Source organism: Halomonas terrestris (assembly GCF_049166755.1).
Lineage (GTDB): Bacteria > Pseudomonadota > Gammaproteobacteria > Pseudomonadales > Halomonadaceae > Halomonas.
Genome location: NZ_JBMHFZ010000003.1, coordinates 123,711 through 136,173, shown reverse-complemented (window position 1 = coordinate 136,173; position 12,463 = coordinate 123,711). Strand labels below are relative to the sequence as shown.

Here is a 12,463-nt window from a genome sequence, read left to right as displayed (position 1 = left end):
GCAGTGCCCTCACGCCGCCAGAGCCACCGCTGCAACGCCGCATCCTCGATCCACTCAGGCTGACAGGCTGGTCTCGAGCTGCTTGCGCAGCAGGAACTTCTGGATCTTCCCCGTGGGGGTGGTCGGCAAGGGTCCGAAGATCACCTTCTTGGGCGCCTTGAAGCGACTGATATTCTCCCTGCAGAAGCCGATCAAGGCGTCTTCGCTCAGCTCGCTGCCGGGGCGCAACTGGACGAAGGCCGCGGGAACTTCCCCCCACCTGGCATCCACCATCGCCACGACCGCCGCGAGTTCGACCGCTTCATGCCGCTGGATGATCTCCTCGACCTCCATCGAGGAGATGTTTTCCCCGCCCGAGATGATCACGTCCTTCAGTCGGTCGCGAATCTTGATGTAGCCATCCGATTCCACCACGGCCAGGTCACCGGAGTGAAACCAGCCGCCGGCAAAGGCTTCGCGGGTCGCGGCCTCGTTACGCAGATACCCCTTCATGATGATGTTACCTCGAAACATGATCTCGCCCACCGTCTCACCGTCGGCAGGGACGGGCTCCAGCGTGGTCGGGTCGAGTACCGCGATGCTCTCCTGCAGGGGATAGGTGACCCCCTGGCGTCCATTGAGCCGGACCCGCTCCTCCAGGGGGCGTTGGTCCCAGCCATCCTGCTTGGCACACACCGACGCGGGGCCGTAGGTCTCGGTCAGCCCGTAGACGTGGGTGAGCTCGACACCGAGCTTCTCCATCCGCTCCAGCACGGACGCCGGCGGCGCCGCACCGGCGATCAGCCCCGACACCCCATGGTCGATCGGCTCCTGCGCAGCGCCGGCAGCATCGGCGATCATCGAGTGGACGATGGGCGCACCGCAGTAGTGGCTGACCCGATGCTGCCTGATCAGGCGAAGGATCACCTCCGGGTCGACCCGGCGCAGGCAGACGTTGGTCCCGCCGATCGCCGCCAGCGTCCACGGGAAGCACCAACCGTTGCAGTGAAACATCGGCAGGGTCCACAGGTAGACCACACCGGACGGCAAGGTCCAGGAGAGCACGTTGCTGACCGCATTCAGGTAGGCGCCCCGATGGTGGGTGACGACCCCCTTGGGGTTGCCGGTGGTGCCGGAGGTGTACCCCAGCGCAATCGCATCCCACTCGTCGACCGGCAGCTGCCAGTCGTCCAGCGCCGGCTGCTCGGCCAGCAACGCCTCGTACTCCAGGTCGCCGATCAGGCGCTCTTCGCCCTGGCTCGGGTCCGATACGTTGATCACCCTGGGCGCCGGCCCTTCCAGCCGCGCCAGAGCCTTCTCGACCACGTCCACGTACTCGGGGTCCACCAGCAGCAGGCGCGAGCGGCTATGTTCGAGGATAAAGGCCACCGCCTCCGGATCCAGGCGAATGTTGATCGCATTCAACACCGCTCCCACCATGGGAACCCCGAAGTGGGCTTCGTACATGGCCGGGACGTTCGGCAACATGACGGCCACCGTGTCGCCCCTTTCGATGCCGAAATGTCTCAGCATGGATGCCAGTCGACAACAGCGGGCATAGGTCTGCTGCCAGCTGTAACGCGTCTCGTTGTAGATCAGCGCCGTCCTGTCGGGATAAACGGCAGCAGCCCGCTTGATGAAGCTCAAGGGTGACAGCGGTACATGATTCGCCGCCGTTTTCTCGAGAGCCTCATTGAAATGGCAAATGTCACTCATGGTGTAACCCCTGTTGTTGTAAGGGAGGGTTCATGACCCGGCGTTTCAACCGGCACGGCGGCGGCACAAGCCACCAGGCTCTGTCCGAAAACTGGCTGTTCAGCTGTCACCCGGCATATCACCGGCCACGCCGCCCTCGATCCGCGGCCTGACCGGTATCGCGGTTATCTGACGTGCAGGCCTGGCTGCTCCCAGATGGGCTTGCGCTTGGCGAGAAAGGCATCGATCCCCTCGCCCGCGTCAGGGCTCAACATGTTCTCGGCCATCACATCGCCGGCGAAGTCGTAGGCGTCCTCCAGGGCCATCTGACGCTGGTGGTGGAACATGGACTTTCCAAAGCGCACCGCCGCAGGGCTCTTGCTCAGGATCTGTGCCACCTTGTCGTCAACGGCAGCGTCCAGGTCGGCATCATCGGTGACGACACTCAAAAGCCCCCACTCCAATGCTGTCTCCGCATCGATGAAGTGGCCTGATACCAGCATGTCGAATGCCCGCTTGGGGGATATGTTGCGTGACAGCGCCACGGCGGGGGTCGAACAGAACAGGCCCACGTTGATGCCCGATACCGCGAAGCTGGCCGACCGGGCGGCGATGGCCAGGTCGCAGCTGGCCACCAGCTGGCACCCCGCCGCCGTGGCCATGCCCTGGACGTTGGCGATGACCGGCACCGGCAGCGCGACGATACTCTGCATCACTCGGCTGCAGCGACGGAACAGCGCCTGGTAATAGGATTGGTCAGGGTTGGCACGCATCTCCCGCAGGTCGTGACCGGCACAGAATCCCCGTCCCTTGGCACCGATCACCACACAGCGAACGGCAGGGTCGGCGGCGATCGCGTCCAGCTCCTGCAGCAACGCGGTCAGCATCGCCTCGGAAAGGGTGTTGAACTTGTCCGGCCGATTCAACGTGAGAGTGACAGCCCCGTCCTTATCCGCTCTGAGCAGGATACTTTCCGAATTCTGGCTGTGATTCATGAATGACTCCCGCCAGCGATGGCTGGTTACAGGTGGTTGACCGTCACCTCGGCGGTGATCGAGTTACGGATAAAACAGTTACGATGGGCGCCGGCGTGAATCCTGGATATCGCGTCCTGATTCGGCATGTTATCGCCGCCGAAGGTGATGCGCGGTGACAGCACAATACGCGTCACCTCCATCCCTTTCCTGTCGTTGCGTTCCAGGTGACCGACGGGATCGTCGTAATAGGATTCGACCTGATAGCCCTGGAAATCGGCGATCGCCAGAAAGAACAGCATATGACAGCTGGACACGGCGCTGACCAGCATCTGTTCCGGATCGGCGCAGCTTGAATCACCCTTGAACTCAGCCGATGCGGAAACATTGAGCTGCTGGCCACCATTCAATATGACCTGATGGTTGCGCGAGTACGTACTGACATCGGCTTCGTGTGGGTTTCGCTGCCAACGGATGGCGGACTGATGGACTGACATGGTTAGGTTTCCTGTCTGCGAATCTGCCTGAATCGTATGTGATCCGGGAAACGCCCGGAAAGCGACGATTTCTAAGCAGTTGGATTAGCCTGGCTAACGTGAGGCCTTGCAAGCCCCGGAGAGTGGGCCCTGGTGCACCACCATCTCGCACCAAGGGGTGGCCCCGGACCGCCAGGCCACCCCATGGATGAGAAAAAGTAACCCAAATGCTGAGAACCTATCGCTTTACCGCTTGAAAGGCCCCGCATAGCCTGCCTTGGGCTGACGACATTTCATCCATCTCACTCAAGCCAACACAATCCTTTAACCACCACTTCGCCAGCCTTTGATCATTCAGCACACCTTCTACGATGAGGCACCGCATGAGCGAACCTGCCATGAAGACCCTGAATGTTGAATACGCCATCATCGGCGCCGGCACCGCCGGGCTGGGCGCCTACTCGAGGATCAGCCGCCAGACCGACAGCCTGGTGATGATCCAGGACGGCCCCTACGGCACTACCTGTGCACGAGTCGGCTGCATGCCCAGCAAGCTGATGATCACCGCTGCCGATTACGCGCACCACTTGAACACCAGCGAGTTCTTCGGGGTGACAGCGACGGGTCGCGTGGATGGCCGCAAGGTCTTCGAACGGTTGCGCCGAGAGCGAGATAATCGATTCGTCGCCAACAATCTGCGCTACGTCGACAAGATTCCGGCCCACCACAAGCTCGAGGGGCGCGCCCGGTTTATCGGACCGGGGCGCCTCAGGGTGGGTGAATCGGTCGAGGTCAATGCGAAGAAGTTCATCCTCGCCTGCGGCTCCAGGCCCGCGGTCGGCAAGGTGTTTGAGCCGGTCATGGCCCGCGTCCTCACCAGCGATACGGTCTTCGAGTTGGAGGACCTGCCCCGCTCGATCGCCGTGATCGGTACGGGCGTGATTGCGCTGGAACTGGGGCAGGCACTCCATCGACTGGGCGTCGAGACGACAATCTACGGCCGCTCCGGAAGGATCAACGCCCTCACCCATCCGGCCATGCAGCAGCAAGCGCTCGATCTCTTCGACTCCGAACTGGACATCTACCCCGTCGGCCAGGTGGTGAGCACCCGGGAGGACGCTGATGGCGCCTGGATCGAGTTTGAGCAACCGAACGGAGAGCGGGTCACCAGGGTGTTCGACAGGGTACTGGTGGCCACGGGGAGGATCCCCAACGTGGACCGTCTGGGTATGGAGCATACGGGCGTGGAAGTCACCGAGGCGGGCGCGGTGACATTCGACCCGCAGACGATGCGCTGCTCGCACCTTCCTGTTTTTATCGCCGGCGATGTGACCGACCACCTGCCGTTGTGGCACGAAGCCTTCGATGAGGGGCGTATTGCCGCCGATAATGCCTTGAACTACCCGAACCCGGTGCCTGCTCAGCGTAGACCGCCGCTGATGGTGGCCTTCACCGATCCGCAGATCGCCACCATCGGCCAGAGCTTCCGACAACTCGAGGGACAGGAGATCGTCATTGGCGACCTGCCGTTTACCAGTCCTCGCCATGTGGTCTGGAACAAGGTCGAAGGGCGCATCCAGGTCTACCTGGACGCGAAAACCGGTGTGATACTGGGCGCCGAGCTGCTTGGGTACAAGGCGGAACACCTGGCGCACCTGTTTGCCCTGGCCATCACGCACGGCATGACGGCAGAGCAGGTCCTGGCGATGCCGGTCTACCATCCCAGCGCCGAAGAGCTGTTACGGGACGTCTTGATCGACGCTCGGGACAAGTGCAGGCGTCACGCAACCGAAAGCATGAGCCATTGACCCGACTCATTCATCGTGGCGCGGAATCGCAGCATCTCGATCAGTCCATGTGTCTGCCGTAACGAGGCCAATGTCATCGCAATGATCTAGACTGTGCACTCAGGCCAAATCCGGATGAAACGACGACGGCCCCTCTTTCGGGAGTCACAATAGAGGTTGAGGATACATGAGGAAAGTTACTCTTGATGCTGCAGACATACGTATCCTTTGCGCAGTACAGCAACACGGGCAGCTCAGCAAGATCAAGCTTTCAGAGCTGGTCAACCTTTCTCCGACGCCATGTTGGATTCGCTTCAACCGATTGAAGGAAGCTGGCCTGATACGTGGATATCATGCGGACATCTCGCTGGACAAGATCGTGAATGTCTCTAAAGTCATTGTGACCATTTCGCTGAAGGGTCATCAGAAATCGGCTTTCGAACGCTTCGAGGCTTATATCGGTCAAGTCGATGAAATCATCGAATGCATAGCGACGGGCGGCGGCATGGATTACGTCTTGAAAGTCGTCGCGCCCAGCCTTTCCGCCTTTCAGCAGGTAATGGAAGAACTTCTTTCAGCGGAACTGGGAATCGAACGCTACATGACTTACATCGCGACCAGAGACATAAAATCGACCCAACCCAAACTTGCCTGCCTGATGTCTGAATCGGGAAATTGAAGCGGAAGCGCAAGGGTTCGGCGACAGGCTTCGATACCCTTTCGGCAGCCCCCAGGAGGACCGACCTCTGGCAGATCGCCGATACGAGGTCCGAGCGGTCGCCGAGACGCTGTGTGATCGATAGGGGAAATGAGCCGGGTATCGGTTACCGGCTCATTTATGCCCGGGGAACGGCTCAGGTGCCCGGATACCCCAAGGCCGCCGTCATGGGTTGACGGCGGGCTTTTCAGCTTCGTCCGCATTTTCAGCCTCATCCACAACGGGCTCCAGTGGCTCGCCCTCCTCGTCCTGGAGCTGGTGATCGTACGCCGCCTGGAGGCCGGTGTCCTCCTCGTCCTCCTCGGCCTGGGCGATGTGGCCCGGGTAGAAAGGCGACAGGATCGCCACCAGGATGCCGAGCGCGGCGAACATGGCAAAGGCATCGGCGTAGCCGAAGGAGTCCACCAGCCCGCCGACGACAGGCGAGCCCGACGCCTGCCCCAGCGATACCGCCATGAAGGGCAGTACCGGCCCCATCGACAGCCGGCCCGGCAACAGGCGGATGCCGGTCATGAGATAGAGCCCCGTCAGGCTCATGTAGGCCAGGCCGAAGACCAGCGCAGAAAAGGCCGCCAGCAATGACTGACCCGGGCTGGCGGCAAGCAGTGCCAGGCTCGCGGCCAGCATCATCAGCATCAGTGCCTGCGTGATGGGTGGGTTGTTGCGATCGGCCAGGTCGGCCACCACGGCCCCGCCGAGGCCGGCGATGCCCACCGAGAGCCAGAGCCATCCGGTGGCGCCGGACGGCAGGCCGCCGAGGGTGACCACCAGGTCAGGCGCGAAGATCCAGTACGCGGAGGAGATGAAGCCCATCAGGAAGGCAAACAGCGAGAGCCTGACAAGGCGTGACCAGGGCAGTTCACTGATCGGGGGCGGCGGCGCGGCGTTCGCCGGCGTGATCCGCGATACCGAGGGCAGGAAGAGCCACGCGGCGATGACGCCGATACCGGCCAGGACGGCAAAGGAGAGGTACGCGAAACGCCAGGCGCCGGCCAGGAACAGCACCGTCGGTACGGCAACGATCACGCCGATGCTGGTCCCCGCGTTCATGACCGAGCTGACGCGCCCGTGCATCGAGCGTTTCACCAGCGCCTGCATGGCGGCCGTGAGCGCCGGCATCATCAGGCCGGTGCAGATGCCGCACGCAAACACCCCCACGCCCAGCATCAGCGCGTCGGAGGCCTGGCTGATCAGCGTCAGGCCGCCGACGCCGAACGCACCGGAGAGCACCGCCGTGTTGCGGGCCCCGAGATGGTCGGTGATGAATGGCGCGACCACCGTGGCCAGCAGGAAACTGATGAGCGGCAGCGCACCGATGATGCCGATCACGTACGGCGTGAGTTCCAGCTCGTCCCGGATAGGGGGCACGAAAAGCCCGAAGGCGAAGCGCGCGAGCCCGTAGCTGATCGCGACCAGCGCTGCGCCGAAGATCGCAAACCCTGTGCTCGATAGCGTCTTCATGGCGCCTCCGCAAGACAAGCATCGACGATTCCGCCCCATGCCGGAGCCTGACGCTCCCCCTGCCGCGCGTTGCTCCCCCGCTGATGCTCGATATCACGCTTTTCCTTGACCACCATGCATCCCTCACATCCTGGTTTCATGGATTGACCGCCCGAACCTCGCGCAGCAGGCAAGGGAGGGAGCCCCAGCGCCGTCCCTGCTCGGCTCTGCAACGAAGGCTAAGCAGAGCCCGGGATACCGCCGGCTGCTCGAGCCCCAACGGTATCAGACCCACCCCTGTCTTGACTTCAGCATGACACAACGACAGATCTCCCGGCAGCCGGGCAGGGGGGTAACGACGAAGAGGCCTTGTGCGGATGAACCGGACCAGATGGACTGTCTTCCGTGAAAATCTGGTCTGTTCAGTTCTAGTTCACAGTGATTTTGGACTGCTTCACAGCGCCATGTGAGCCTATAGTGAGTCGTGCCAAATCAGCCAGTTCGAGCAATCCCTCGAACCTCACACGACGAAAGGAAATTACAATGACAAATGTTACTTCAGCTGACATGGAAAAGGAAGATGACTTTGGTTTCGGAACACAGATCCGAAAATCCCCCTACTTTGACGCAACGGTACGCTGGGGGGCAAAGGGCTTTTCCGTATACAACCACATGTATATTCCGCGCGACTTCGGGGATCCGGAACAGAATTTCTGGAACCTCGTGAACGAGGCTATCCTTTGTGATGTTGCCGGCGAACGGCAGGTGGAAATCACAGGCCCTGATGCGGCCAGGTTCATGCAGAGCCTGACCCCGCGTGACTTGTCGGAAATGGCTGTCGGACAGTGCAAATATATCCTCATCACCAATGCGGACGGAGGCATTCTCAATGATCCGATCCTGCTCCGGCTGGCAGAAAATCACTTCTGGATCTCGCTGGCGGACAGCGACATCCTGTTGTGGGCGCAAGGTATTGCGGCTCATGCCGGGCTGGATGTCAGCATCCGTGAACCCGACGTTTCTCCCTTGCAATTACAAGGCCCGAACTCGGGCGAGGTGATGAAGAAACTCTTTGGCGAGAGCATCATGGATCTGCGCTACTACTGGTTACGCGAGATCGAGCTCGATGGCATCCCTCTGATTGTCTCGCGCACCGGCTGGTCGAGCGAACTGGGTTATGAACTTTATCTGCGTGACGGCACGCGAGGCGACGAACTCTGGGAAAAGATCATGGCGGCAGGTGCGCCCTTCGGGTTGAAGCCTGGTCATACCTCCACGATTCGCCGCATCGAAGGTGGGATGCTCTCCTATCACGCTGACGCGGACATCAACACCAATCCTTACGAACTCGGGATGGACCGTATGGTGAACCCGGACATGGAGGCGGAGTTTATCGGCAAGGCCGCATTGCAGCGTATCCGTGATAATGGCGTGAGTCGCAAGCAGGTCGGCCTGCGTATCGACATGGCCCCCCTCAAGAGACCCAACACCAGGTACTGGGCCCTCAGCAAGGATGGCGAAACCGTCGGAAAGGTGACGTCTGCGGTCTATTCCCCGCGTCTCGAGCAGAACATCGCGCTGGCCATGGTTGCCACTGAACATGCCGCGATCGGGACTGAACTGGAAATTCCAACCGCATCCGGGCCCGTGAAGGCTGTTGTCGTCGAAAAGCCCTTCTTCGACCCCAAGAAGAAAATTGCCACATCCGCTTGAACACCAGGTCTAGCGGCCGACTTGAAAAGTCACCTGCATCCGTGAGCGCCCATGTAATATTATAATTTCGACTTCTTGCCCAGGAAAGTGATTATCCGAACCATGCGAGAAGTTTATTGTTGATTCAAAAAGATCAACAGGGTGCCTCACGGATCCGGAGATCAATGATCAGCTCCACAGTGGCGCTGCCGTGCAAGGAGAGACATATGTATTCCATTCGCCTCTGGGCCGTGCGGCATGCAAGATTCCTCGAGGGCATATACCGAATGTTCGAACCGGTTGTCGTCAAGTTGCAGCCGCTTTGGAATTCGGTTGGCTACCAGCGCGCAGAAAAGCCGGTGAGCAAGCTGGAAAAGATCAGCAAGGGATTGCTTTTCGACTGCAGGATGTGTGGTCAGTGCATCCTCAGTTCTACAGGAATGTCATGTCCCATGAACTGCCCCAAATCCTTGCGCAACGGTCCTTGTGGTGGGGTACGCGCCAACGGCAACTGTGAAGTCAATTCGGAGATGCGATGTGTCTGGGTCGAAGCCTGGGAGGGAAGTCAGAAGATGAAAGGCGGCGACAAGATCCAGGTGGTGCAACTGCCCGTTGATCACAGCCAGGAGGGAAGTTCGTCCTGGCTGCGTGTAGCCCGTAACGCGTCGAATCTGACACAAGACTATAAGGGCGCTTCAAGGTGAGCTTCAATGATGCGGGTCTTGTCAACCATAGTTAACGACCCGCCAGGCAATCCACCCTGATGCCTGAACAAACAACACCAAAGACATCAACTTCCCGCCAGCGAATCAGCCAACAAACATCATTATACAAAGGTTTTCTGCCATGAGACAAATCACGGACTACTCCAACCAATACGTCCTCACTGTCAGCTGCAAGACTGCGCCTGGTATCGTTGCCGGGATCGCATCTTATATTACGGAGCGTGGCGGCTATATCGCGGAACTCTCCCAATTCGACGACAAGATCAGCGGCCAGTTCTTCTTGCGGACATTGTTCAACATCACCCCGGATTCCCGCTACACCTTCGAAGACATCCGTACCGGATTTGATGTGCTGGCAGACAAGCATGGCATAGAGTGGGCGATGCATGAAGTCAGCCACCCTACCAGGGTCTTGATCATGGTATCCAGGTTTGACCACTGCCTGGTCGATCTTCTTTACCGTTATCACAAGGGCGAACTGAACATCGATATCACCGCGGTGGTATCCAACCACCTGGATCTCCAACCGCTAGTCGAGCGTGAAGGCTTTAGATTTGTCCACCTGCCGGTGACAAAGGAAACCAAACTGGAAAAGGAAGCCGAGCTGCTCAATATCATCAACGAGACCGGAACCGAGCTGGTGGTACTGGCGCGTTACATGCAGGTCCTGTCCGACAATCTATGCAAGCAGCTGCACGGCCGGGCCATCAACATCCATCACTCCTTTCTGCCCGGATTCAAGGGTGCCAAGCCTTATCACCAGGCATTCGAGCGTGGTGTCAAGCTGATCGGTGCCACTGCGCACTATGTGACCGCCGATCTGGATGAAGGCCCGATCATCGAACAGTCCGTGCTACCCGTCAATCATGCCTACTACCCGGAAGAACTCGTTGCCCTTGGCCGCGACACCGAAACCAAGGCACTGGCAAGTGCTGTTAAACTGCACACGGAGAACCGTGTATTTCTTTCGGGCAACAAGACCGTCATTTTCAAATAGAAGCAGAGGGCATGATGACTCAATTAATAGACGGGAAACAGCTCTCGGACCAGGTCTTGCAGGAAGTCGCCTCTGAAGTCGAGCTGCTCAAGGGCGAACATGACATCGTGCCGACGCTGGCTGTCGTGCTTGTGGGGGAGGATCCCGCCAGCCAGGTGTATGTGAGAAACAAGGTGAAGCGGGCGACAGAGGCGGGGATGGGTTCTATCGAGCACCGCCTCGATGCCGAAACCTCCCAGGACACCCTGAATGCGCTGATCGATGATCTGAACAAGGATCCCAAGGTGCACGGCATTCTGGTGCAACTGCCACTTCCGTCACATCTCGATGAGGATGAGGTGATAGCTTCCATCCATCCGGCCAAGGATGTCGATGGCTTTCACCCACTGAACGTCGGGGCGCTTGCTTCCGGTCGGCCATCGCTGGTGCCGTGCACGCCACAGGGCTGCATGATCATGCTGCGCCAGATCCACCCGGACCTTGGTGGCAAGAATGTCGTGGTGGTGGGGCGCTCCAATATCGTGGGAAAGCCGATGGCGGCACTGCTTCTACAGGCAAACTGTACTGTCACCATTGCACATTCACGAACGAGGAACATCGAATCACTGTGCCGCAATGCCGATATCGTGGTGGCGGCGGTCGGCCGGGCGGGGTTCATCAATGCTGACTGGATCAAGCCTGGTGCAACGGTCATCGATGTCGGCATCAACGCCATTGATGTCGATGGCAAGCGAAAGCTCGTGGGTGATGTGGATTTTGAATCGGTTGCCCGTGTCGCTGGCGCCATGACGCCGGTACCCGGTGGCGTGGGTCCAATGACAATCGCCTGCCTGCTGTTGAATACGACACGTGCCGCAAGGCGTCAGCTGGCCTGACCTTCGGGTCTCTCCCACACACGCCAGGAATGTCCGGCATCAACCGGGGACGTCTGAAGTGATCCCCTCCAGGGCGACAAGAGATGCCGTGGCACGCTCGGCGGGACCATCGCCGAGAGCCTGATCTTCCTGACCAACGTGATCACCATGCTGCGCCTGCGCCGTGATGCCCGCCTGCGCTACATCCACGGCTGAGCCGCGGCTCGCTTCATCTCGAAGCCACGCTTGACCGGGAACTCGCGCATGTGGGGACGCAGCTTGGTGACGAACAGCGGCGTCAGATTCCGCGGCCGGGTGGTCGCCCGCCAGCCGCGCGAAGCCTGGCCGGACATCCAGCCGCTTGTGCTCGGCGCCCCTCGACGAGGGGCTGGCCGCCGCCCACGCTATGCCAGGACCTCGGCGATGGTACGCTCGCCGTCGAGCAGCACGAACTCGCGATCGACCAGCCCCCTCGCCTTCACCAGGTGCAGCAGGGCGTGGGCGACGTTGGCGCGGGAGACGGTGTTCTCTCCGCCGGTCTCCTCAAGGGAGGCGGCGACCCGCTCGCTGGCGGGCTCGTCGGTGAGCCGGCCCGGCTTGAGGATCACATGGGGCACGCCGGCACAGCGCAGGTAGGCGTCGGCGGCGAACTTGGCGGCCATGTAGGGGCGCAGCTTCTCGGGAGCCGCCTGGGGATCCTCGGCACGCATGGCGCTGACCATCAGGAAGCGCGATAGGCCATGCTCGCGGGCCGCATCGACGGCGCGGATGGCGCCATAGAGGTCGATCAGCAGGGTCTTGTCGGGGCCGGTATGCGGACCGGAGCCGGCGGTGAAGAGCACCTGGTCACAGCCGTCGAAGGCGTCCGCGAAGTCGCCCTCCAGGTCGGCGATCACCGTCTCGATGCCGTGCTGCTCGAACCAGGGCTGCTGCGCCGGGCTGCGGATCATGGCACGGATGGGCTCGCCGGCCTCATGGGCCAGCGCACAGAACTGGCGGCCAATCTGTCCATTGGCACCGATCACCAGGGTCGTCATGACGCTTCTCCAGGTTGTGGACTGAATGGGCTCGGCATCGCTCGTGCCATCTTGCCGCTGATGAGCCAGGGTGTCATCGTCCACCGGAA

11 protein-coding genes are annotated in these 12,463 nt (G+C 60.5%); 6 read left to right on the top strand and 5 right to left on the bottom strand.

Annotation, left to right across the window (positions count from 1 at the left end):
* Positions 1–54: 54 nt before the first annotated feature.
* The 3 genes from ACOMD9_RS04750 to ACOMD9_RS04740 all read right to left on the bottom strand — a co-directional run bounded on the left by ACOMD9_RS04750 (position 55) and on the right by ACOMD9_RS04740 (position 3,145).
* On the bottom strand, positions 55–1,695 hold the full coding sequence (locus tag ACOMD9_RS04750; RefSeq protein WP_421412411.1) for an acyl-CoA synthetase: 1,641 nt from the start codon (positions 1,693–1,695) through the stop codon (positions 55–57).
* Positions 1,696–1,859: 164 nt separating this feature from the next.
* Positions 1,860–2,669 carry an enoyl-CoA hydratase gene (locus ACOMD9_RS04745; protein WP_421412410.1) on the bottom strand — a complete coding sequence of 270 codons (810 nt, stop codon included), beginning with the start codon at positions 2,667–2,669 and terminating at the stop codon, positions 1,860–1,862.
* A 26-nt stretch (positions 2,670–2,695) separates the two neighbouring features.
* Positions 2,696–3,145, bottom strand: a complete 450-nt coding sequence (locus ACOMD9_RS04740) for an OsmC family protein (RefSeq protein ID WP_421412409.1) — start codon at positions 3,143–3,145, stop codon at positions 2,696–2,698.
* A 362-nt stretch (positions 3,146–3,507) separates the two neighbouring features.
* Between ACOMD9_RS04740 and ACOMD9_RS04735 the strand changes: the two genes are divergently transcribed.
* Together ACOMD9_RS04735 and ACOMD9_RS04730 are read left to right on the top strand one after the other, a co-directional pair.
* Positions 3,508–4,932 carry a dihydrolipoyl dehydrogenase gene (locus ACOMD9_RS04735; RefSeq protein ID WP_421412408.1) on the top strand — a complete coding sequence of 475 codons (1,425 nt, stop codon included), beginning with the start codon at positions 3,508–3,510 and terminating at the stop codon, positions 4,930–4,932.
* Between the two features lie 166 nt (positions 4,933–5,098).
* A complete protein-coding gene (locus ACOMD9_RS04730; protein WP_421412407.1) occupies positions 5,099–5,590 on the top strand; it encodes an Lrp/AsnC family transcriptional regulator in 492 nt (163 codons plus the stop codon).
* 204 nt (positions 5,591–5,794) lie between these two features.
* Here the strand turns inward: ACOMD9_RS04730 and ACOMD9_RS04725 are convergent, their stop codons facing one another.
* A complete protein-coding gene (locus ACOMD9_RS04725; RefSeq protein WP_421412406.1) occupies positions 5,795–7,090 on the bottom strand; it encodes an MFS transporter in 1,296 nt (431 codons plus the stop codon).
* Positions 7,091–7,612: 522 nt separating this feature from the next.
* On the opposite strand from ACOMD9_RS04725, the gene ACOMD9_RS04720 reads away from it, so the two are divergent.
* From ACOMD9_RS04720 to folD, 4 genes are all read left to right on the top strand, one after another.
* Positions 7,613–8,782: a glycine cleavage T C-terminal barrel domain-containing protein gene (locus tag ACOMD9_RS04720; RefSeq protein ID WP_421412405.1), complete on the top strand. Its 1,170-nt coding sequence runs from the start codon at positions 7,613–7,615 to the stop codon at positions 8,780–8,782.
* A gap of 206 nt (positions 8,783–8,988) precedes the next feature.
* Complete coding sequence (locus ACOMD9_RS04715; protein WP_421412404.1) at positions 8,989–9,465, top strand: methylenetetrahydrofolate reductase C-terminal domain-containing protein; 477 nt, start codon at positions 8,989–8,991, stop codon at positions 9,463–9,465.
* Between the two features lie 142 nt (positions 9,466–9,607).
* The gene (purU, locus tag ACOMD9_RS04710) at positions 9,608–10,483 is read left to right on the top strand and encodes a formyltetrahydrofolate deformylase (RefSeq protein ID WP_421412403.1); all 876 of its coding nucleotides are present in this window, start codon (positions 9,608–9,610) and stop codon (positions 10,481–10,483) included.
* 14 nt (positions 10,484–10,497) lie between these two features.
* The gene (gene folD / locus ACOMD9_RS04705; protein ID WP_421412668.1) at positions 10,498–11,358 is read left to right on the top strand and encodes a bifunctional methylenetetrahydrofolate dehydrogenase/methenyltetrahydrofolate cyclohydrolase FolD; all 861 of its coding nucleotides are present in this window, start codon (positions 10,498–10,500) and stop codon (positions 11,356–11,358) included.
* 383 nt (positions 11,359–11,741) lie between these two features.
* Here folD and ACOMD9_RS04700 read toward each other — a convergent pair whose 3' ends face one another.
* The gene (locus ACOMD9_RS04700; RefSeq protein ID WP_421412402.1) at positions 11,742–12,374 is read right to left on the bottom strand and encodes an SDR family oxidoreductase; all 633 of its coding nucleotides are present in this window, start codon (positions 12,372–12,374) and stop codon (positions 11,742–11,744) included.
* Positions 12,375–12,463 lie beyond the last annotated feature (89 nt).